This is a genomic window from Pseudomonas sp. OE 28.3 (genome assembly GCF_014268205.2).
Lineage (GTDB): Bacteria > Pseudomonadota > Gammaproteobacteria > Pseudomonadales > Pseudomonadaceae > Aquipseudomonas > Aquipseudomonas edaphica.
Window position 1 is genome coordinate 1,018,613 of sequence record NZ_CP077082.1, and the last position, 21,521, is coordinate 1,040,133.

Annotated in this window: 16 protein-coding genes; 9 read left to right on the forward strand and 7 right to left on the reverse strand. The window is 61.1% G+C overall.

Translation table 11 applies throughout. From position 1 onward, the window contains the following. Positions 1–3: 3 nt before the first annotated feature. Positions 4–1,374: a gluconate:H+ symporter gene (locus HU759_RS04410; protein WP_056859179.1), complete on the reverse strand. Its 1,371-nt coding sequence runs from the start codon at positions 1,372–1,374 to the stop codon at positions 4–6. Between the two features lie 216 nt (positions 1,375–1,590). Between HU759_RS04410 and HU759_RS04415 the strand changes: the two genes are divergently transcribed. The 4 genes from HU759_RS04415 to HU759_RS04430 all read left to right on the forward strand — a co-directional run bounded on the left by HU759_RS04415 (position 1,591) and on the right by HU759_RS04430 (position 8,106). Then, positions 1,591–2,496: a cation diffusion facilitator family transporter gene (locus tag HU759_RS04415; RefSeq protein WP_017134522.1), complete on the forward strand. Its 906-nt coding sequence runs from the start codon at positions 1,591–1,593 to the stop codon at positions 2,494–2,496. 111 nt (positions 2,497–2,607) lie between these two features. After that, positions 2,608–3,828: a TolC family protein gene (locus tag HU759_RS04420; protein ID WP_177033739.1), complete on the forward strand. Its 1,221-nt coding sequence runs from the start codon at positions 2,608–2,610 to the stop codon at positions 3,826–3,828. Positions 3,829–3,846: 18 nt separating this feature from the next. Next, entirely contained in the window at positions 3,847–4,953 is a 1,107-nt protein-coding gene (locus tag HU759_RS04425; RefSeq protein WP_186618438.1) for an efflux RND transporter periplasmic adaptor subunit, read from the forward strand. Positions 4,954–4,971: 18 nt separating this feature from the next. After that, positions 4,972–8,106, forward strand: a complete 3,135-nt coding sequence (locus HU759_RS04430; RefSeq protein WP_017134519.1) for a CusA/CzcA family heavy metal efflux RND transporter — start codon at positions 4,972–4,974, stop codon at positions 8,104–8,106. Between the two features lie 1,409 nt (positions 8,107–9,515). Here HU759_RS04430 and HU759_RS04435 read toward each other — a convergent pair. The 3 genes from HU759_RS04435 to HU759_RS04445 all read right to left on the reverse strand — a co-directional run bounded on the left by HU759_RS04435 (position 9,516) and on the right by HU759_RS04445 (position 13,243). After that, complete coding sequence (locus HU759_RS04435) at positions 9,516–10,910, reverse strand: heavy metal sensor histidine kinase (protein ID WP_170036127.1); 1,395 nt, start codon at positions 10,908–10,910, stop codon at positions 9,516–9,518. Beyond that, positions 10,907–11,581 carry a heavy metal response regulator transcription factor gene (locus HU759_RS04440; protein ID WP_017137677.1) on the reverse strand — a complete coding sequence of 225 codons (675 nt, stop codon included), beginning with the start codon at positions 11,579–11,581 and terminating at the stop codon, positions 10,907–10,909. Before HU759_RS04440 ends, HU759_RS04435 begins: the two co-directional genes overlap by 4 nt. Before the next feature lie 342 nt (positions 11,582–11,923). Then, on the reverse strand, positions 11,924–13,243 hold the full coding sequence (locus tag HU759_RS04445) for an OprD family porin (protein ID WP_170036129.1): 1,320 nt from the start codon (positions 13,241–13,243) through the stop codon (positions 11,924–11,926). A 226-nt stretch (positions 13,244–13,469) separates the two neighbouring features. Between HU759_RS04445 and HU759_RS04450 the strand changes: the two genes are divergently transcribed. From HU759_RS04450 to HU759_RS04460, 3 genes are all read left to right on the forward strand, one after another. Further along, the gene (locus HU759_RS04450; RefSeq protein WP_170036131.1) at positions 13,470–13,802 is read left to right on the forward strand and encodes a DUF2790 domain-containing protein; all 333 of its coding nucleotides are present in this window, start codon (positions 13,470–13,472) and stop codon (positions 13,800–13,802) included. Between the two features lie 106 nt (positions 13,803–13,908). Continuing rightward, complete coding sequence (locus tag HU759_RS04455; RefSeq protein WP_170036133.1) at positions 13,909–15,225, forward strand: PAS domain-containing methyl-accepting chemotaxis protein; 1,317 nt, start codon at positions 13,909–13,911, stop codon at positions 15,223–15,225. 60 nt (positions 15,226–15,285) lie between these two features. Next, positions 15,286–15,861 (forward strand): flavin reductase family protein, encoded by a 576-nt coding sequence (locus tag HU759_RS04460; protein WP_017137673.1) that lies wholly within the window; start codon positions 15,286–15,288, stop codon positions 15,859–15,861. 172 nt (positions 15,862–16,033) lie between these two features. Here HU759_RS04460 and HU759_RS04465 read toward each other — a convergent pair whose 3' ends face one another. After that, positions 16,034–16,843 carry an AraC family transcriptional regulator gene (locus tag HU759_RS04465; protein WP_017137672.1) on the reverse strand — a complete coding sequence of 270 codons (810 nt, stop codon included), beginning with the start codon at positions 16,841–16,843 and terminating at the stop codon, positions 16,034–16,036. 136 nt (positions 16,844–16,979) lie between these two features. Here HU759_RS04465 and HU759_RS04470 point away from each other — a divergent pair, with 136 nt between their 5' ends. Both HU759_RS04470 and ddlA read left to right on the forward strand, forming a co-directional pair. Continuing rightward, the gene (locus HU759_RS04470) at positions 16,980–17,618 is read left to right on the forward strand and encodes a LysE family transporter (RefSeq protein WP_170036135.1); all 639 of its coding nucleotides are present in this window, start codon (positions 16,980–16,982) and stop codon (positions 17,616–17,618) included. A 44-nt stretch (positions 17,619–17,662) separates the two neighbouring features. Further along, positions 17,663–18,757 carry a D-alanine--D-alanine ligase gene (gene ddlA, locus HU759_RS04475; protein WP_017137670.1) on the forward strand — a complete coding sequence of 365 codons (1,095 nt, stop codon included), beginning with the start codon at positions 17,663–17,665 and terminating at the stop codon, positions 18,755–18,757. A gap of 179 nt (positions 18,758–18,936) precedes the next feature. Here ddlA and pgeF read toward each other — a convergent pair whose 3' ends face one another. Beyond that, entirely contained in the window at positions 18,937–19,659 is a 723-nt protein-coding gene (pgeF, locus tag HU759_RS04480) for a peptidoglycan editing factor PgeF (RefSeq protein WP_170036137.1), read from the reverse strand. A gap of 25 nt (positions 19,660–19,684) precedes the next feature. Further along, complete coding sequence (ggt, locus tag HU759_RS04485) at positions 19,685–21,514, reverse strand: gamma-glutamyltransferase (protein WP_170036139.1); 1,830 nt, start codon at positions 21,512–21,514, stop codon at positions 19,685–19,687. Positions 21,515–21,521: the final 7 nt, after the last annotated feature.

Sequence of the window (21,521 nt, forward strand, 5' to 3'; positions counted from 1 at the left end):
GAGTCAGGTCAAAAAGTGCCAGAGCAGCAGCGTACCGACCAGCCCGACCACCGAAACAATCGTCTGCAACACCGACCACACCCAAATCGTCTGTTTCAGTTGCAAACCAAAGTACTCACGCACCATCCAGAACCCGGCGTCGTTGACGTGGCAGAAGAACACCGAGCCCGCGCCAATCGCCAGTGCAACCAAGGAACTCTGGGTCGCGGCCAGCCCGGCCATCATCGGCGCGAGGATGCCCGCCGTAGTGGTGGTAGCAACTGTCGCCGAGCCGGTGGCCTGGCGCAGGGCCACGGCGATCAGCCAGGCCAGCAAGAGATACGGCATGTGCGCGCCTTCGGCGACCTTGCTGATGGTCTGGCTGACGCCGGCGTCGAGCAGGGTTTGCTTGAGGCCGCCGCCGGCGCCGATGGTCAGCAGTAATACGGCGATGGGCGCGAGGGCTTTGCGCAGGGTGTTGCCGACTTCGGCACGCGGCATGCCGGCGGCCCAGCCCAGGCAGATGACGGCAGCGATCACGGCCAGGCCGAGGGCAATCAGCGGTTCACCGAGGAACTTCAAGGTCAGGCCGACGGTGCTTTCGGCTGGCAACGCGACTTTGGCCAAGGTGCTGCCGAGCATTAAAATCACCGGCAACAAAATGATCAGCAGCGACACACCGAAGCTCGGCTGGCGTGGCGCCTTGGGCGGTGCGCTGAACAGCGCGCCGATGTCGGCCGGCTCATCCACGTGCAGGCGCTTGGACAGCCAGTTGCCATAGAGCGGGCCAGCGAGAATCACTGCCGGCACCGCCAGGCAGAAGCCCAGCAGCATGGTCAGGCCCAGGTCGGCGTGCAACGCGCCCACCGCAATCAACGGCCCCGGATGCGGTGGCATCAGGGCGTGCAGGGTGGTCATGCCCGCCAGCGCCGGGATGGCAATTTTCAGCAATGGCTGGTTCGAACGTTTAGCCATCACGAAGATAATCGGCACCATCATCACCAGGCCGACTTCGAAGAACAGCGGCAATCCAATCACCATGGCCACCAGCGCCATCACCCACGGCAGTGACTTGCCTTTGCCCAACCCGAGCAAAGTGGTGGCGATGCGGTCGGCCGCGCCGGATTCGGCCATCAGCGCGCCGAGCATCGAGCCCAGGGCGATGATGATCCCGGCTTCACCGAGGATCGCCCCGGCGCCTTTGCTGAAGGCTTTGGCGACTTCTTCCGGCGGCAGCCCGGCGCCCACACCGGCGATGAACGTACCGATCAGGATCGACAGGAACGGCGGCAGCTTGGTGGCGCTGATCAACACAATGATGCTGGCGATGGCCAGCAGAACACAAAACATGAGGCGGGTGTCGTGAACCATCCACGCGGCAGTCGATAACTCCAAAACGGGACTCCTTATCGAACAGGTTGGCTAATTTGTTTCTTTTTGTTTCCTGCTCGAAAAGCATACCTGATAGAAATGCCGCAGCGCATGCATGGGCGATTTTGGTGCGCTCAATCTAACGATGAGCTGGCGGGCGAGTGACAAGTTTGCAAGGTATGCGCGGGAATTTTGCCTATAGCTCTATGATCAACGGACTACACACCACGAGGACATGCCATGAGCGCAGGACACAGCCACGCCCAAGTACGCGCCGGGCACGAACGCAAGTTATGGATGGCCCTGGGGCTGACCGGCAGCTTCATGATTGCCGAGGTTATTGGCGCTTTTGTCACCGGCAGCCTGGCGTTGTTGTCCGACGCCGCGCACATGATGACCGACGCCCTGGCCCTGGCGATTTCCCTGGTGGCCATTCAGGTCGCCAAGCGTGCGGCCGACCGCAAGCGCACTTTTGGTTATGCGCGTTTCGAAATCCTGGCGGCGGCCTTTAATGCGCTGCTGCTGTTCGCCGTGGCGTTTTACATCCTTTACGAGGCTTATCAACGACTGCAGGCGCCAGCCGAAATCCAGTCCACCGGCATGCTGGTGATTGCGGTGCTGGGGCTGATCGTCAACCTGATCTCCATGCGCCTGCTCAGTGCTGCCAGCGGTGAAAGCCTGAATGTGAAGGGCGCTTATCTGGAAGTCTGGAGCGACATGCTCGGTTCTATCGGCGTGATCATCGCGGCGGTGGTCATCATGTTTACCGGCTGGGGCTGGGTCGACTCCGTGGTGGCGGCGGCGATTGGTTTCTGGGTGTTGCCACGCACCTGGACGCTGCTCAAGGAAAGCATGAACGTACTGCTGCAAGGCGTGCCGGACGGCATGGATATCGATCAGGTTGAGCAGGCCATTCGCAGCGTGCCTGGAGTCAAGGACGTACACGACCTGCATATCTGGGCGCTGACCAGCGGCAAGAATGTGCTCAGCACGCATTTGGTCGCGGATCCGTCCCAAGGCACTGAGCAACAAATCCTCACGCGGGTGACGGAGTTGCTGCACGAACAGTTCGATATTTCCCACGTCACCTTGCAGGTCGAAGGCGAAGGTTTTCATCACGACGACCCTGACGAGGTGCACGCTTGAGGCTGTGTCTTTCGGATTTGTAATCTTTGCTCCACCGCTCTGATAAGTCGCGAAAGCTACATTGCCCCCGCTGGTAAACCTCAGCGAATTCATGGGCGTGGAACTCTCGTTATGGCACTTTCGTTTAGAACATTTTTGGGGGGCGCAGCGTTGTGGGTAGCGGCGAACGCTGCCCAGGCGCAAACCCTGACTCTTGATTCAGCCCTGCAAACCGCCTTCGCCAACAACCCCGACCTGGCCGCCGCGCAATGGGAAATCGACATTGCCCAAGGCGGCCGCCAGCAGGCGGGCTTGATCCCCAACCCAGTGGCTTCCTGGGATGCCGAAGACACCCGCCGCAACTCGCGCACCACCACCATCAAACTCAGCCAGACCCTGGAACTGGGCGGCAAACGCGGTGCGCGCATTGATGTGGCAACACGCGCTCAGGATGCCGCCGCGTTGACCCTTGAGCAGCGGCGCAATGGCCTGCGCGCCGATGTGATCGACAGCTACTACGGCGCCCTGCGTGCCCAGGAGCGCCTCGACCTGGCGCAACGCTCAATGGCCTTGGCCGAGCGCGGCCTGATGGTCGCCAATGGCCGCGTCAAAGCCGGCAAATCGTCGCCGGTAGAAGCCACTCGCGCCCAGGTGCAGTTGTCGGAGATCCGCCTGGAACTCAACCGCGCACAGATCGGCCTCACGGATGCCTACCGCCGCCTCGCCGCCAGCACCGGCAGCGCCACCCCTGACTTCCAGGCGGTCGCCACGCAAAGCCAATCCGCACCACCGTTGCCGCCCTCCGCACCCTTGCTGGCGCGCCTGGAGCAAACCACCGAGTTGCGCCTGGCCGAACTGCACATCCAGCAAAGTGAGGCCAGCGTGGGCCTGGAAAAAGCCCAGCGGATTCCCGACCTCGATGTGTCGATTGGCAGCCAGTACGACGCCAGCGTGCGTGAACGTGTGAACGTGGTGGGTGTGTCCATGCCGATCCCGTTGTTCAACCGTAACCAGGGCAATGTGCTTGCCGCCAGCCGCCGCGCCGACCAGGCCCGCGACCTGCGTAACGCTGTCGAACTGCGCCTGCGCACCGAGACCCGCCAGGCCCTGGACCTGTGGCAAACCGCCGATACCGAAGTGCGCGCCTTCAACCAACAGATCCTGCCCGCCGCCCAAAGCGCGGTGGACAGCGCCACCCGTGGCTTCGAGATGGGCAAGTTCAACTTCCTCGACGTGCTCGACGCCCAGCGCACCTTGATCGCCGCACGCACCCAATACCTCACGGCGACCGCTCAGGCCACCGATGCCTGGGTGCGCATCGAACGAATTTACGGCGACCTCGCCCGGTTTTGATTTTTTCTGGAGTCCTCTATGAAACATAAACATGGCGTGGCGCTGGCCGTCGCCCTGGGCCTGATGCTGTCTGGCTTTGCCGTCGCCGATGAAGAAGAAGGCGCGCTTGAACTCACTGAACAGCAGATCCAGGCCGCCGGTATCCAACTCGCCCAGGCGCAACCGCGCTCGATCAGTACAGTGCTGACGCTGCCGGGGGAAGTGCGTTTCGACGAGGACCGTACCTCGCACATCGTCCCGCGTGCGGCCGGTGTGGTGGAGGCGGTGAAGGTCAACCTTGGCCAATCGGTGAAGAAAGGCGAGCTGTTGGCGGTCATCTCCAGTCAGCAGATTTCCGACCAGCGCAGCGAGCTGGCGGCCAGCGAGCGCCGGGTCGAATTGGCGCGCACTACGTTCCAACGCGAGCGCCAATTGTGGAAAGACGAAATCTCCGCCGAACAGGATTACCTGCTGGCGCGTCAGACCTTGCAAGAGGCCGAAATCGCCCTGAACAATGCGCGCCAGAAGATGACTGCCCTCAGCGGCAGCGCGGTCCTGGTCGGCGGCAATCGTTATGAACTGCGTGCGCCGTTCGCCGGCGTAGTGGTGGAAAAACACCTCGGCGTCGGCGAGGTGGTCGGCGAGACCAGCAACGCCTTCACGCTCTCGGACCTGTCCCAGGTGTGGATCACCTTCGGTGTGTTTCCCAAGGATTTGAACAAGGTGCGGGTCGGCAAACCGGTGAAGGTCACCTCCACGGAAATGGGCACGCAGGTGCAGGGCACCGTGGCCTATGTGGGCAACCTGCTTGGCGAGCAGACGCGTACTGCCACCGTGCGCGTGACCGTGCCCAACCCCGATGACGCCTGGCGCCCGGGCCTGTTTGTGACGGTGCAATTGGCCACCGATACCTACCAGGCCAAGGTCACCGTGCCAGAAACCGCGATCCAGACCGTCGAGGACAAACCCTCAGTGTTTGTGCGCACTGCGCAAGGCTTTATCACCCGTCACCTCGAACTCGGTGTGAGCGAAAACGGCTACGTCGAAGTGCGCCAGGGCCTTGAGGCCGGGGCGCAGGTGGCCACTGTCGGCAGCTTCATCCTCAAGTCCGAACTGGGTAAAGGCTCGGCCGAGCACGCCCATTGATCCTGCGAGTGATTCCCCATGTTTGAGCGCCTTATCCAATTCGCCATCGAGCAGCGCATCATTGTGCTGCTGGCGGTGCTGTTGATGGCCGGTGTCGGCATCGCCAGCTATCAGAAGTTGCCCATCGACGCGGTGCCTGACATTACCAACGTGCAAGTGCAGATTAACTCGGCGGCGGCCGGTTTTTCGCCGCTGGAAACCGAGCAGCGCATTACCTTTCCGATTGAAACCGCCATGGCCGGGCTGCCGGGTTTGCAGCAGACGCGTTCGCTGTCGCGTTCGGGGTTGTCCCAGGTGACGGTGATTTTCAAAGACGGCACCGACCTGTTTTTCGCCCGGCAATTGGTCAATGAGCGCCTGCAAGTGGCACGCGGGCAACTGCCGTTGGGCATCGAAACCGCGATGGGGCCGATCTCCACCGGCCTTGGCGAAATTTTCCTGTGGACCGTCGAGGCCGAAGACGGCGCGCGCAAGGATGACGGCACGCCCTACACGCCGACCGACCTGCGCGTGATCCAGGACTGGATCATCAAGCCGCAACTGCGCAATGTGCCGGGCGTGGCCGAGATCAACACCATCGGTGGTTTCGCCAAGGAATACCAGATAGCCCCGGACCCCAAGCGCCTGGCGGCCTACAACCTGACCTTGGGTGATCTGGTCACGGCGCTGGAGCGCAACAATGCCAACGTCGGTGCCGGTTACATCGAGCGCAGTGGCGAGCAATTGCTGATCCGTGCGCCGGGTCAGGTGGCGTCGATTGATGATATTGCCAACATTGTGATCACGACCTCGGACGGCACGCCGATCCGCGTGCGCAATGTGGCGCAAGTCGAAATCGGCCGCGAGTTGCGCACCGGCGCGGCCACCGAAAACGGCCGTGAAGTGGTGCTGGGCACGGTGTTCATGTTGATCGGCGAAAACAGCCGCACCGTGTCCCAGGCGGTGGCGAAGAAACTCGAGGAAATCAACCGTTCGCTGCCCGCCGGCGTGGTCGCCGTGACGGTCTACGACCGCACCAACCTGGTGGAAAAAGCCATCGCCACCGTGAAGAAAAACCTCTTCGAAGGCGCGCTGTTGGTGGTCGCGGTGTTGTTTCTGTTCCTGGGCAATATCCGCGCGGCGCTGATCACGGCGATGGTGATTCCGCTGGCAATGTTGTTCACCTTTACCGGCATGTTCACCAACAAAGTCAGCGCCAACCTGATGAGCCTCGGCGCGCTGGACTTCGGCATTATCGTCGACGGCGCGGTGGTGATCGTCGAAAACGCGATCCGCCGTCTGGCCCATGCGCAGCAGCGACATGGGCGGTTATTGACGCGCAGCGAGCGCCTGCATGAAGTGTTCGCGGCGGCCAAGGAAGCACGGCGTGCGCTGATCTTCGGGCAGTTGATCATCATGGTGGTTTACCTGCCGATTTTCGCCCTCACTGGCGTGGCCGGGAAGATGTTCCATCCCATGGCGTTTACCGTGGTGATTGCGCTGCTGGGCGCGATGATTCTGTCGGTGACGTTCGTGCCCGCCGCGATTGCGCTGTTCGTGACCGGCAAGGTCAAGGAAGAAGAAAACCTGGTGATGCGCACTGCGCGTCGGGTCTATGCGCCGGTGCTGGATTGGGTCATGACGCGCCGTTCATTGGTGTTCGGTTTGGCGGTGTTGACCATCGTCGCCTCGGGCGCGGTAGCGAGTCGCATGGGCAGCGAGTTTATCCCCAGCCTCAGTGAAGGCGACTTCGCCCAACAGGCTTTGCGCGTACCCGGCACCAGCCTGTCGCAATCGGTGCAGATGCAGCAGCAGCTGGAAAAAATACTGATCGCCCAAGTGCCGGAAATCGAGCGCGTGTTTGCGCGCACGGGCACGGCGGAAATCGCTTCCGACCCGATGCCGCCGAACATTTCCGACAGCTACGTGATGCTTAAACCGAAGGACCAATGGCCAGACCCGAAGAAGTCCCGCGAGGCGCTGATTGCCGATATCCAGCGCGCCAGTGCGATTGTGCCGGGCAGTGCGTATGAACTGTCGCAACCGATTCAGCTGCGGTTCAACGAGCTGATTTCCGGGGTGCGCAGCGATGTGGCGGTGAAAGTATTTGGCGATGACATGGCGGTGCTCAACAAGACCGCCGGGGAAATCGCCGAGACCTTGCAAAAGCTTGATGGTGCCTCGGAGGTGAAGGTGGAGCAGACCTCCGGCCTGCCGGTGCTGACGATCAATATCGACCGTGACAAGGCCGCACGTTTTGGCCTGAACGTGGGTGATGTGCAGGACACCATTGCCGTGGCCGTGGGTGGGCGCCAGGCCGGTACGTTGTACGAAGGCGACCGGCGTTTTGACATGGTGGTGCGGTTATCCGACGCGTTGCGCACCGATATCGAAGGCTTGTCGCGGCTGTTGATTCCGGTGCCGGCGTTGGCCGGCAGTGCGGCGGGGCAGTTGGGATTTATTGCGTTGTCTCAGGTCGCCAGCCTGGACCTGGTGCTCGGTCCGAACCAGATCAGCCGCGAGAATGGCAAGCGTCTGGTAATTGTCAGCGCCAACGTGCGCGGGCGTGATATCGGCTCGTTTGTCGAAGAGGCCGAGACGGCCATCAGCACCCAGGTGAAGGTGCCTGCCGGTTACTGGACCACCTGGGGTGGCCAGTTCGAACAGTTGAAGGAAGCCTCCGAACGTTTGCGCATCGTAGTGCCGGTGGCGTTGCTGCTGGTGTTCGGGTTGCTGTTTATGATGTTCAACAACCTCAAGGACGGCTTACTGGTGTTTACCGGGATTCCGTTCGCCTTGACCGGTGGCATCATGGCGCTGTGGCTGCGCGATATTCCGCTATCGATCTCGGCAGGCGTGGGCTTTATCGCGTTGTCCGGTGTGGCGGTGCTGAACGGCCTGGTGATGATTGCCTTTATCCGCAACCTGCGTGAAGAAGGCCGCTCGTTAGCGCTGGCGGTCAACGAAGGCGCGCTGACGCGCTTGCGCCCGGTGTTGATGACGGCGCTGGTAGCGTCACTTGGATTTATCCCCATGGCACTCGCCACCGGCACCGGCGCCGAAGTGCAGCGGCCGCTGGCGACGGTGGTGATCGGCGGAATTATTTCCTCTACGTTGCTGACCTTGCTGGTGCTGCCGGCGCTGTACCAGTGGGCGCACCGCAAGGAAGAATGACGCGTGTGAGCTGAGCGGGCTTGATACTGAAATCACCAACGCTCCCACAGTGGATCGGCTTTGTTGCTTAGGTCTTGGTCAGCAGGGCCATCGCGTCGAACGCAGATTTTGCCAGCGACAAAGCTCAAATGTGGGAGCTGTCGAGCCCCAGCGAGGCTGCGAAGGCGGCGGTACAGGCGAGATATAAGGTGCCTGACCCACCGCTTTCGCAGCCTCGCTAAAGCTCGACAGCTCCCACAGTGGATCGGCTTTGTTGCTTAGGTCTTGCTCAGCAGGGCCATCGCGTCGAACGCAGATTCTGCCAGCGACAAAGCTCAAATGTGGGAGCTGTCGAGCCCCAGCGAGGCTGCGAAGACGGCGGCACAGGCGAGATATAAGGTGCCTGACCCACCGCTTTCGCAGCCTCGCTAAAGCTCGACAGCTCCCACAGGGGATCGGCTTTGTTGCTTGGGTCTTGGTCAGCAGGGCCATCGCGTCGAACGCAGATTTTGCCAGCGACAAAGCTCAAATGTGGGAGCTGTCGAGCCCCAGCGAGGCTGCGAAGGCGGCGGTACAGGCGAGATATAAGGTGCCTGACCCACCGCTTTCGCAGCCTCGCTAAAGCTCGACAGCTCCCACAGGGGATCGGCTTTGTTGCTTAGGTCTTGGTCAGCAGGGCCATCGCGTCGAACGCAGATTCCACCAGCAACAAAGCTCAACTGTGGGAGCTGTCGAGCCCCAGCGAGGCTGCGAAGGCGGCGGCACAGGCGAGAATAAGGTGCCTGACCCACCGCTTTCGCAGCCTCGCTAAAGCTCGACAGCTCCCACAGGGGATCGGCTTTGTTGCTTAGGTCTTGGTCAGCAGGGCCATCGCGTCGAACGCAGATTCCACCAGCAACAAAGCTCAACTGTGGGAGCTGTCGAGCCCCAGCGAGGCTGCGAAGACGGCGGCATAGGCGACATATAAGTTGCCTGACCCACCGCTTTCGCAGCCTCCCTAAAGCTCGACAGCTCCCACAGGGGATCGGCTTTGTTGCTTAGGTCTTGGTCAGCAGGGCCATCGTGTCGAACGCAGATTCCACCAGCGACAAAGCTCAAATGTGGGAGCTGTCGAGCCCCAGCGAGGCTGCGAAGGCGGCGGCACAGGCGAGAATAAGGTGCCTGACCCACCGCTTTCGCAGCCTCGCTAAAGCTCGACAGCTCCCACAGGGGATCGGCTTTGTTGCTTAGGTCTTGGTCAGCAGGGCCATCGCGTCGAACGCAGATTCCACCAGCAACAAAGCTCAACTGTGGGAGCTGTCGAGCCCCAGCGAGGCTGCGAAGACGGCGGCATAGGCGACATATAAGTTGCCTGACCCACCGCTTTCGTAGCCTCGCTAAAGCTCGACAGCTCCCACAGGGGATCGGCTTTGGTTTGAAGTCCGCATTCCCTATTCAGGCAATACCCGAGGAAACACCAGGCGAAACAAGGTAAAGCCACCGGGCAGGCTGCGCACATCAGCCTGCCCCTGGTGCAGGGCCATGATTGATTGCACGATGGCCAGGCCCAGCCCGGTGCCGCCTTCGGTACGGGCGCGGCTGCTGTCCACGCGGTAGAAACGTTCGAACAGGTGCGGCAGGTGCTGCGCCTCAATCCCCGGGCCGGGGTTGCTGACCGACAGCGCAACCTGATTGCCATAGGCCTCCACCAGCATTGAAATATGCGACTGCGCCGGGCTGTGGCGAATGGCATTGGACAGCAGGTTGGACAGGGCTCGTTGAATCATCAGGCGATCGCCCTGTACCTGGGCATCGCCGCTGAGGGTCAGGGTCAGTTGTTTGTCTTCGGCACTCAAGGCGAATAAATCCATCACTCGATGGGCCTCTTCTGCCAGCGACACTTGGGTAAATGAGCCTCGCGCGGCCGGATGGCTGACCTGGGCCAGAAACAGCATGTCGGAGACGATGCGCGCCAGGCGTTCGAGCTCTTCGGTGTTGGACTCCAGCACTGCTTTGTATTCCTCCGGTGGCCGCTGGCGGGACAGCGTCACCTGAGCCTTGCCCATCAGGTTGGTCAGTGGCGCGCGCATTTCGTGGGCAAGGTCGTCGGAGAACTGCGACAGCTGTTGCACGCCCGCGTCCAGGCGGTCGAGCATCACGTTGAAGCCATGGGCCAGTTCGCCCAGTTCCTGGGGCAGGTTGTCGATGGATAAACGGTGGGTCAGGTCCTGGGTGGTGACCTTGGCCGCCACATGACTGAACTGCTTCAGTGGCGCGAGCCCGCGTTGCACCAGCCACCAGGCGCCCATGCCGATCAGGATCAGCAGCATCGGCAAGGCAATCAACGTGGCGCGCAGGTAGGCACTGAGCAACGCCTGATCGTCCATGCGGTCCAGCGACAGCAGTACGCGCACCCGTTCGCCATTGGCCAGACGCATCAGGCTGGAGGCGCTGAGCACCTGGTTGCCATTGCTGTCGGCCCAATTGAGGTAGCCGAGGGTTTCCCTGGGGGTGAAGTCCGTCAGCAAAGGCTCCTGGGGCTTGGCGCCGATGCTCAGCAAGACGCTTTCATCCGGTGCGGTGCCGACGATGGTCAGGTAGAAATTGTCGTGGCCGATCACCAGGTCCATCAATGAGTGCGGGCGGGCGCGGATGCGGTTGGCATCCAGGCCTTGGGCCAGGCTGTGCTGGATCTGCTCCATCTTGCTTTCCAGGTTCTTGCGCGCCAGCTTTTCCAACTCGTGGGTCAGGGCCACGTACGCCAGGGTCGCCAGCAACAGCACCAGGCCGGCGCCCATCAGGCTGACCGTCAAGCCGAGGCGCATCGACAAACTCCCGGTTCTCATCCACGTGCCTCCAGCACATAACCCACGCCGCGAATGGTGTGGATCAGTTTCACTTCGCTCTGGTCATCGACCTTGGCCCGCAGGCGGCTGATGGAGACTTCCACCACATTGGTGTCGCAGTCGAAATTCATGTCCCACACCAGCGAAATAATCTGCGTGCGGGTCAGTACTTCGCCGGTCTGGCGCATCAGCACCTGCAGCAGCGCAAACTCCTTGGTGGTCAGGTCGATACGCCGGGTGCCGCGATAGGCGCGATGGCGACGCGGGTCCAGTTCCAGGTCCAAAACGCGGAACACGTCCGGCTGGGGGATATGCTCACTGCGCCGCAACAGGGTACGCACCCGCGCCAGCAGCTCGGGAAACTCGAAGGGTTTGACCAGGTAATCATCGGCGCCCATGTCCAGGCCCTTGATCTTGTCGGCCAGGCGGCCACGGGCCGTCAGCATCATCACCCGTTGTGTGCCATTGCGGCGCAATTGCTCCAGCACTTCCCAGCCATCCTTGCCCGGCAGGTTGACGTCGAGGATGACCAGCTCATAGGCGTGCTGCCCGGCCAGGTGCAGGCCGTCGATGCCATTGGACGCGCAGTCCACCACATAGCCGCTTTCATTCAGGCCCTGTTGCAGGTAGTCGGCGGTTTTTTGCTCGTCCTCAACCACAAGGATACGCATGGGGGGTTACCTTTTACTGAGGGATAAGGGCTCCATTTCCTTATGGAATCAGGTGTTTTGGGAGTAGGAAAAGTCTGAACCGTGAAGTAGCTTCAGGGTCAACTGCGACCATTGGTCGCTGCTAAACCTGCCCGCAAAAAAAAACGCCCCGAGGGGCGTTAAAAATTCATCTCTTTCCAAAGGAGCTACAAAAAAGCTTCTAGAGACGAATGTTGCTCGGTGCAAATAAGTTGATGCGAGTATAGGAACTTCAACTTAACGGGAAGCTGAGCTCAATATTACAGTTTTGATACCTGGCTATTTGTGAACAGATGTTAGTTAACGGCAAACGAATGTAAGGGCTCACAGTGCAACCAGTGGATACTCGGCAATCAAGCGAACTTCCTCCAGGTCTGACTCGAACGTACTGGAGCGCACCGTGGCCTGGCGTAAACGCAAGGACAAATCCTTGAGGCTGCCACTTTGCACCACGTACTTGGCCTCGATATCCCGTTCCCATCGGCGTTGATCGGTCAGCGGGTTACCGGCTGCATCGCGGCGCATGTACACCGCGTTGGCATTGCTGTAGTCGGCGCCGGTGCCTTTGGCGTAGCGGGTCATGAATGAGAGGCCGGGAATGCCGAAGGCCTGCATGTCGAGGTCGTAGCGGGCCATCCATGAGCGCTCCTTGGGCGAGTTGAAATCGCTGTACTGGATCGAGTTGTTGAGGAAGATCGAGTCCGACTGGCGCAGGTAGTCGAAGTCGTCATTGCCATTGTTGCGCTGGTGCGAGAGGGCCAGGCTGTGGGCGCCGACCTTGACCCCGAGCCTGGCGCTCCAGATGTTGTTGTTGAATTCGCCCAGCAGTTTTTTGCCTTCGTCCACGGCCTTGTAATAGTTCACGTCACCGAACAAGGACACGTTTTCACTCAATGGGTAACTGGCGTTGGTGCCGACGTAGTACTGGTCCCAGGCGTCCTTCAGGCGGCTGCTGTACGCACTGACACTGAGGTGTTTGTTCACCGCGTATTCGCCGCCGAAATAGCCGATCCAGGGCGAGTCGACCTTACCTGCATAGAAGGTCGCAAAGCCCTTGTTCATGCCGCTTTCACTCGGCTGGCTCATGCCGCTCAAGCGCCCGCCTTGCAGGCTCAGGCCCTCAAAGCTGGTGTTGTGAGCGGTGACGCCGCGAAAGCTTTCCGGCAACAGGCGCGAATCGCCAGCGGCCACCACCGGCGTGGCGGGGAACACATCGCCAGCTTTTATCACCGTATCCAGCACCCGTAGTTTCGCCGCGCCGCCGAATTTGCTGTAGCTGCTTTCGGGGTGGTTGTCGCTGTCTACCGGCAGCACGCCGAACGACCCCTTGCCGCCGCTGCGACCGGTGCCCGAGTCGAGCTTGAGGCCGTACATGACGAACGCATCCAGGCCGAAGCCAACGGTGCCTTGGGTAAACCCGGATTCGAATTTGCCGATCAAGCCCTGCGCCAGGGCTTCAGAGTAACCGTTGCCGGTAGGGCTGGACTGGCCCTTGCGGTCATCGCGGTTGAAGTAAAACGTGCGCGCCAGCACGTTCACGCTGCTGCCTTCGATAAAACCGTCGGGCTTGTCCTCTAAGGCCACGGCCGCCAGGGGCAGTGCGGCGAGCAAGGAAAAGGGAAGGATATGGTTAGTAATGCGCATGGTTCGCTCCTGGGTAGTGGCAGTTTTCAGCTTCTTATAGAGGCGGGCGTTCTTATTGATCTGGCCCGGGCCGATAGTTGCAAACCGCGGATAACGAACTCATGGCGTGAACATTACAATTCTGGAAACTCACGGCCACCTAACAAATAAGTAATGTTTTGGTGAACATTGCGTCAGGGTTGGTTGATTAATCTCGTCACTGAACTTTTCTGACGAGGAACTAATGATGAACGCTTATAAAGTTGCCCTGGGTGTATTGGTCGCGGTCCTGTCTTTTGGCGCGTTGGCCGAAGGCGGCGGGGACCGCACCTTTGCCCTGATGATGGAGCGCAATGAAAAAGCCATGGCTGCTTACGCCGAAAAGAAGGGCAAGCCCGCACCCGAGGTGCAGGCCTACCGCTATGGCATGAAGCTGGACATTGAGAAGGTGGTGAACGTAACGCCGCCGATCCGCTCCTGCGAGGCGGTGCCCTCGCGCATGACCTATGAAGACTCCACCGGCAAGCTCAATACCCTGGAATACCAAGTGATGGGTGTGTGTCGAAACAACGGCGGTTAATGGATCCAAAAAAAGACAGCTGGCTGCGGCGAAAAAAACGCTTCAGAAAACGCCCGCAGCGCCGATGCAGGTCAGATACACCTCACCCAATGCCCATCGGTGCCCCATGTTCAATACCCGCCTGAAGCAAGAGCTGTCTGCTCTTCGCGAAGAATTGTCGAGCTTGCAGCAGGTCAAGGAGAGCCTGGAAAGTGAAATGCTGTGCCTGACGCTGGATGCCGACGGCCGGGTGGAGTGGGCCAATGCCAACTTCCTGCAAGAACTGGTTTACCAGGCCAGTAACATTGTGGGGCGTCACATTGATGAGCTGGTGCCGCCGCATGTGCGCCAGGACGAATTCCAGCTGCGCTTTAAAAATGCCCTGGTGCGCGGCGAACACTTCGCCGGCACCGTGCGCCTGATGCGTGGCAACGGCAAGGAAGCGTGGCTGCGCTCGATTGTGCAGCCGGTGCGCAACTCGGAGGGGCGCATCAAGCATTTTTCGATTTACTCAAGCGACCTCACCCGCACCATCGAGGCGTCGCGCGAGCATGAAAACCTGATTACCGCGCTGGTGCGTTCCACGGCGGTGATCGAGTTCGACCTCGACGGGCATGTACTCACGGCCAACGATCGCTTTCTCGGCGGCATGGGTTACAGCCTGGCGCAGATCCAGGGCAAACATCACCGCATGTTCTGCGAACCGCAGGAGTACAACAGTGCCCAATACCAACAGTTCTGGAAGCGCCTGAACGCCGGTGAATTTGTTGCGGCACGCTTCAAACGGGTCGACAGCCATGGCCGCACGGTTTGGCTGGAAGCCACGTACAACCCGGTGCTGGACGCCAATGACCGCCTGTACAAAGTGGTCAAGTTCGCCACGGTGATTACCGATCAGGTCAATCAGGAACAAGCCGTGGCCGAGGCTGCCAATATCGCCTACAGCACCTCGCTGCAAACCGACAACAGCGCCCAGCGCGGCACCACCGTGGTAACCCAGGCGGTGGATGTGATGCGTGATCTGGCCAAGCATATGCAACAGGCCGGTGACGGCATCGAGGCGCTGAATGCCCAATCCCAAGTGATCGGCACTATCGTCAAGACCATCAGCGGTATCGCCGAACAGACCAACCTGCTGGCGCTCAACGCAGCCATTGAAGCGGCACGTGCCGGTGAACAGGGCCGTGGCTTTGCGGTGGTGGCCGATGAGGTACGTCAGTTGGCCTCGCGTACCAGCAAAGCCACGGAAGAGATTGTCGGCGTAGTCCGCCAGAACCAGGACATGGCCCGCGATGCAGTGACCTTGATGAACGATGGCCGCCTGCAGGCCGAACAAGGCCTGGCCCTGGCGGCCGAGGCGGGCACGGTGATCGTGGAGATCCAGGACGGTGCGCAAAAAGTCGTCAGCGCGGTGGGCCAGTTCGCCAATCAGCTGTCGAGCTGACCCGTAGGGCGTGTGCTTGAGGTATCGTAGGTTTTTTCTTGCTTGAAGAGCCGACCCTCCATGAGCCCGACCCACCGTCGCCCCGTTCCGCTGTCCAAGGCCTACCGCTTGCTCAACCACGGCCCGACTGTGCTGGTCAGCGCAGCCCACGATGGCAAACGCAACATCATGGCCGCCGCCTGGGCGATGCCGCTGGATTTTGAACCGCCCAAAGTCGCCGTGGTGTTGGACAAGTCCACCTGGACTCGGCAACTGCTGGAAGGCGCCGGCACGTTTGTGTTGCAAGTACCCTGTGTGGCGCAGGCCGATCTGGTGCAGACGGTCGGCAATACCAGCGGTTCCGAGACCGACAAGTTCGCCGCCTACGGCCTGCACACCTTCAGTGGCGAGCACACCCAGGCGCCGCTTCTGGAAGGCTGCGTGGCCTGGCTGGAGTGCCGCTTGCTGCCCGAGCCGCACAACCAGCAGACCTACGACCTGTTTCTCGGCGAAGTGATCGGCGCCTATGCCGACGAGCGCGTGTTCAGCGACGGGCATTGGCACTTCGAAGGGCATGACGAATTGCGCACCTTGCACCATATCGCCGGCGGAAATTTCCTCAGCATCGGTGCACCGGTTGTCGGGCGCCAATTGTAAGCCACGGCTGCAGCGTTCTGCAGGCCGGGTGAGTGTTTTTGCCGGCGACCCCGCATTGTGGGAGCTGGCTTGCCTGCGATAGCGTGTGTCAGGCACCCAATATATTGACTGATGCACCGCCATCGCAGGCAAGCCAGCTCCCACAGGTTTAATCGCATTTCAGGTGGGCCAATCAGCGCCCTAGCATCTTCACCCATCGCGACGGCGGCATGCCGTAGGTGCTGCGAAATTGCCGGGTCATATGGCTCTGGTCGGTGAAACCTGCGGTCAGCGCCGCGTCCACCAGCGATTGGCCCTGGGCCAGCAAGCTGCGCACCAAGTCCAGCCGGCGCATGGTCAGGTAGCGGTAGGGGCTGGTGCCGAACAACAAACGAAAGTCTCGCGACAGCGCCCAGCGATCGCGCCCGCAGTGGTCGGCCATTTCATCCAGGGTGATGCTGCGGCCCAGGGCGCTGTGGATAAACTCGCGGGCGCGCTCGGCAGCCACATAATCGAACGACTTGCGGCTGATGATCGCGCCGGATGCCGCGTTCAGCGCGTGTGCCAGGTCGAACAGGGCGTCCTGTTCCTGCATCGGGTCAACCGGGCAGTCGAGGTTTTGCAGCAACACTTCGCTGGCGCGGAAAAGGCGTGGGTCAGTCGACAAACCGTTGTGGATAAACGGCAATGGCCGACCACCGAGAATCTGCTGGATCAGCGCCGGCTCCACATAAATCATCCGGTACTTGAACCCCTCCACGCTGCTGGCGCGGCCGTCATGGGATTCATCGGGGTGAATCACCATGGTCCTGCCCGGCAGGCTATGGGTCATGCAGCCACGGTAGTGGTAGCTTTGCACGCCAAACAAGGTGCGGCCGATGGCGTAGGTGTCGTGGCGATGCGGGTCAAACGCAAAGCCTGCAAAGTACGCCTCGATACGGTCCAGGCCGCTGGCGTGCGGGGCGCGGTGCAGCCAGTCGAGGGTGGAAGTGGGTTGGCCCATGATGACTTGTCACATGTAGAGGTGGAAACACGTTAACCGAGTCTGCATCGGTTGTCTGCCGAGGTCTTGTACGATTGTGCAGGCGTTGGGCTAGGCCTATGATCCGGGTTCGTGTACTGCGCTGACGGAGCTGCCCATGGACGTTATCAACCCTGCCTATGTGGCCCCGCTGGTCTCGCTGGCGCTGCTGTGGACAGTCGCTGTCGTAACGCCTGGGCCGAACTTTTTCAACACCGCGCAGTTGGCTGCCAACTGCTCCAGGCGCCATGGCGTTGTGGCGTCGGCGGGTGTAGCCAGCGGCACGATCATTTGGGGCTTGGCGGGCGGCTTGGGCATCAAGTCGCTGTTTACCGCCGCGCCGATGCTCTACCTGGCATTCAAGATCATCGGCGGTTGCTACCTGATCTACCTTGGGCTCAAGTTGTTCAAACGCTCGGCTCCGGCTGCGGGCCAGACGGTTCTGCCCGACGCACCGCGCCGCTCATTGTTCTCTGCCTGGCGGTTCGGGTTACTGGGCAACTTGTCCAACCCCAAGGCTGCGCTGTTCGTCGCGACGGCCTTTGCCTCGACCATGCCGCCATCTCCTTCGCCCGCGCTGCTTACCCTGGCCGTCATCACCATGGCCACCTTGTCGTTCAGTTGGTATTCCAGTGTTGCCCTGGTGTTTTCCAGCGAGCGCATGGCCAGCCTTTACGCGCGTTCACGCAAATGGCTCGACCGCTTTGCCGGTGGTTGCTACCTGCTGTTCGGCGCACATCTGGTAGCGAATCGCTGACCGCTCATGGTAAGAAGCCTTACTTTCAACAGTGAGGCCGGGTCATGAGCAAGGTGCGTGTAGGTATTATTTTTGGTGGCCGTTCGGCCGAGCACGAAGTCTCGTTGCAGTCGGCGCGCAATATCGTCGATGCGCTGGACCGTTCGCGCTTTGAGCCGGTCTTGATCGGCATCGACAAGGCCGGCCACTGGCACCTCAACGACACGTCGAACTTTCTGATCAACCAGGAAAACCCGGCGCTCATCGCTCTTAACCAATCCAACCGTGAACTTGCAGTGGTGCCGGGCAAGGCCAACCAGCAAGTGGTGGAAACCTCCGGTCAGGGCCTGCTGGAACATATCGACGTGATCTTCCCCATCGTCCACGGCACCCTCGGCGAAGACGGCTGCCTGCAAGGCCTGCTGCGCATGGCCGACCTGCCTTTCGTCGGCTCCGACGTGCTGGGTTCGGCGGTCTGCATGGACAAAGACATCAGCAAGCGTCTGCTGCGCGATGCCGGTATTGCTGTCACACCGTTTATCACCCTGACTCGCCGCAACGCGGCGCGTACCTCGTTTGAAGCGGCTGTGAACAAGCTCGGTTTGCCGATGTTCGTCAAACCCGCCAACCAGGGTTCTTCGGTGGGTGTGAGTAAGGTTGGCAACGAGGCCGAGTACCATGCTGCTGTTGAACTGGCCTTGGGCTTCGATGAAAAAGTGCTGGTGGAGTCCGCGGTCCAAGGCCGTGAAATCGAATGCGCCGTATTGGGCAACGACAACCCCATCGCCAGTGGCTGTGGCGAGATTGTGGTGAGCAATGGCTTTTACTCCTACGACAGCAAATACATCGACGGCCAGGCGGCCCAAGTGGTGGTGCCGGCCGATATCAGCGTCGAAGCCAGCGAGCGCATTCGCCACCTCGCCATTGAGGCGTTTGAAGTGCTGGGCTGCGCAGGCCTGGCGCGGGTTGATGTGTTCCTCACCGATGACGGTGAAGTGCTGATCAACGAGATCAACTCACTGCCAGGCTTCACACGTATCAGCATGTACCCGAAGCTGTGGCAGGCGGCGGGGATGAGTTACAGCGAGCTGGTGAGCCGGTTGATCGAGCTGGCGCTGGAGCGGCATGCCGGGCGTAAGGGGCTTAAGATCAGCCGATGAAATGACTCGAGTAACATGTGGCCTCTGTGGCGAGGGAGCTTGCTCCCGTTGGGGCGCGAAGCGGCCCCAACACCAGACAGCACGGTTCTACCTTGAAATAACGTAGTGGCTAAATTGGGGCTGCTGCGCAGCCCAACGCGGGGCAAGCCCGCTCGCCACAAAAGCGCCCTTGGCACTGATCAGGGGTTGCGAGCAATCCACGAATAGATCAACGTCTTCGCTTCTTCAGGGTGATGCGTGCGCCTGCGATAGCTGGCGAAAGTGGAGGATGTGCAATACGTACACACTTCACTGACTTCGATCTGCTCACGCTTAAGCCCTGCTGCTAACAGCAACATTACCCCGAAGCCGCTCAAATCAAACCAGGCACTTCCCGTTTGCCTGGCATAGGGCGGGGCAATTTCGGGGGGCAGCAATGGCGCCGGTTGTACGAAGCTCCACGGTGCCCGGTCGTCAGGCCACAGATGGCCTTGATCCGCCTGAAACTGCGCAATAAAGTCCTCGCTCACTTCATAGCAGCACGGTTTGATTGACGGCCCGATTGCCACCTGCAACTGCTCCACGGCGATGCCTTTGTCGGCAAATTGCTGCACGCCATTGGCGATGATCCCGCCTTGCAACCCCTTCCAACCGCCATGCACCGCTGCGACCGTCGCACCGTCTTCAGCCGCGATAAGAATGGGCAGGCAATCGGCTGTGATCACCGCAATCGGCTGATGCTCGCGCGTGAACACGCCATCCGCCGCCACGCTGTTGGTTGCCAACTGCGCCTGCCATTCAATCACCGTCGCGCTGTGTACCTGCTTGCAGATGAACACTGCATCCGGGCGCTGGGGGTCATTGATCGAGCAAAAACCATGGTCGACGCCGCCAAGGGCGCCGAGGTTATCGGCCTGTTGCACAGCACGCTCTCCGTTCGTAGAACATTCAGTCACCGACCGCTTCGCCTTCACGCCGAGGGTCGGCGCCGCCGCTCAGGGTTACCTTGCCTTGAGCATCGCGCGTGCGAACAATGGCCTGGATGCCGCTGGTCATATCGATTTCGCTCAACGCGTGGCCCTTGTCACGCAGCGCTTGTTTCAACGCAGGGCTGAACAGGCCGGCCTCCAACTCGGTCGCGCCGTTGCGGCTACCAAAGTTGGGCAGGCTGATGGCGGCTTGCGGGTCGAGGTTCCAGTCGAGCATTGCCACCAGGGATTTGCTCACGTATTCGATGATTTGCGAACCGCCCGGTGAACCCACCGTCGCCAGCAGCTCGCCGCTCTTGCGGTCGAACACCAGGGTAGGCGCCATGGCTGAGCGAGGGCGCTTGCCGGGTTCGACGCGGTTGGCCACGGGCTGGCCGTTTTCTTCAGGGAGAAACGAAAAGTCGGTCATCTGGTTGTTGAGCAAAAAGCCCTGAACCATCACGTGGGAGCCGAACGCCGCTTCTACCGTGGTGGTCATCGACACCGCGCCGCCCTGGTCATCCACTGCCACCACTTGCGAGGTGGAGATGCGCAGCGGCGAGCGGTCCGGCGCGTAGGCCACCTGGATGCCCGCTGGTGTGCCCGGCTTGGCAATGCCCATGCTGCGTTCGCCAATCAATGTGGCGCGCTGTGCCAGGTAGTTGGGGGAGACAAGGCCCGCGACCGGTACTGGGGTGAAGTCCGAGTCGGCCACATACAGCGCACGGTCGGCAAACGCCAGGCGGCCGGCTTCGGCGATCAGGTGTACGGCTTCGGGCACAGGCTCAAGGCCGGTAGGCGATGCACTCTTCACCGGTTTCATCGGCGCGATGGCCAGGCGCGGGTCACGGGCCTCCACTGCCTGCAAGGTGCCGAGGATCTGTGCGACGGCTATCCCGCCCGACGACGGCGGCGGCATGCCGCACACCCGGTATTGCTTGTAGTCGGTGCACAGCGGCGTGCGTTCCTTGGCGGTGTAACCCTTAAGGTCAGCCTGCGAGAGGCTGCCCGCATTGCGATTGCCCTGGACCTTGCGCGCGATTTCATCGGCAATCGGCCCGTGGTACAGCGCGTCTGGGCCTTCCTTGGCGATGCGCTTGAACACAGCAGCCAGTGCCGGGTTTTTCAACAGTGTGCCGGTGGCTTTAGGCGAGCCATCGGCGTTCAGAAAGTAAGCCGCCATTTCCGGCGACTGGGGAATGTAGCGGTCGGCCGCAATCAGTGCGTGCAAGCGTGGGGAAATCGCGAAGCCTTGCTCCGACAGCCTGATCGCCGGTTCAAACAACTTGGACCATTGCAGGTGCCCGGTCTTTTGATGCGCCATCTGCAGTGCCCGCAAGACGCCCGGCGTGCCGACCGAACGTCCGCCAATCTGCGCTTCGGGAAACGCCATCGGCGTGCCGTCGGCCTTCAGGAACAAGCGCTCAGTCGCGCCGGCGGGCGCCGTTTCACGGCCGTCATAGGCGTGTACGTTCTTGCCGTCCCACAGCATGATGAACGCGCCGCCGCCGATGCCGGAAGACTGCGGTTCCACCAGGGTCAGCACCGCCTGCATCGCTATCGCGGCGTCAATCGCCGAACCGCCCTGGCGCAACATCTCCCGCCCGGCTTCGGCCGCCAGCGGGTTGGCGGCGGCGGCCATATGGCGTTCGGCGTGGCGGGTGGTGAGGTCGGTGCGGTAACCCGAGCCCAGTTCCGGTGCCGGAGGCTGTTCGTTGACAGGTGTGTGGCAGCCGGCCAGCACCAGGGCTGCGGCAACCATCGACAGTTGACGGCGGAAAATCGTGAACACGCGCTGAACTCCGTTCATTTTGAGA

Bases quoted from the DNA above. Each gene is read 5' to 3' on its own strand.
- HU759_RS04415 (WP_017134522.1), top strand. From the start codon at position 1,591: ATGAGCGCAGGACACAGCCACGCCCAAGTACGCGCCGGGCACGAACGC.
- HU759_RS04420 (WP_177033739.1), top strand. From the start codon at position 2,608: ATGGCACTTTCGTTTAGAACATTTTTGGGGGGCGCAGCGTTGTGGGTA.
- HU759_RS04425 (WP_186618438.1), top strand. From the start codon at position 3,847: ATGAAACATAAACATGGCGTGGCGCTGGCCGTCGCCCTGGGCCTGATG.
- HU759_RS04430 (WP_017134519.1), top strand. From the start codon at position 4,972: ATGTTTGAGCGCCTTATCCAATTCGCCATCGAGCAGCGCATCATTGTG.
- HU759_RS04435 (WP_170036127.1), bottom strand. From the start codon at position 10,910: ATGAGAACCGGGAGTTTGTCGATGCGCCTCGGCTTGACGGTCAGCCTG.
- HU759_RS04440 (WP_017137677.1), bottom strand. From the start codon at position 11,581: ATGCGTATCCTTGTGGTTGAGGACGAGCAAAAAACCGCCGACTACCTG.
- HU759_RS04445 (WP_170036129.1), bottom strand. From the start codon at position 13,243: ATGCGCATTACTAACCATATCCTTCCCTTTTCCTTGCTCGCCGCACTG.
- HU759_RS04450 (WP_170036131.1), top strand. From the start codon at position 13,470: ATGAACGCTTATAAAGTTGCCCTGGGTGTATTGGTCGCGGTCCTGTCT.
- HU759_RS04455 (WP_170036133.1), top strand. From the start codon at position 13,909: ATGTTCAATACCCGCCTGAAGCAAGAGCTGTCTGCTCTTCGCGAAGAA.
- HU759_RS04460 (WP_017137673.1), top strand. From the start codon at position 15,286: ATGAGCCCGACCCACCGTCGCCCCGTTCCGCTGTCCAAGGCCTACCGC.
- HU759_RS04465 (WP_017137672.1), bottom strand. From the start codon at position 16,843: ATGGGCCAACCCACTTCCACCCTCGACTGGCTGCACCGCGCCCCGCAC.
- HU759_RS04470 (WP_170036135.1), top strand. From the start codon at position 16,980: ATGGACGTTATCAACCCTGCCTATGTGGCCCCGCTGGTCTCGCTGGCG.
- ddlA (WP_017137670.1), top strand. From the start codon at position 17,663: ATGAGCAAGGTGCGTGTAGGTATTATTTTTGGTGGCCGTTCGGCCGAG.
- ggt (WP_170036139.1), bottom strand. From the start codon at position 21,514: ATGAACGGAGTTCAGCGCGTGTTCACGATTTTCCGCCGTCAACTGTCG.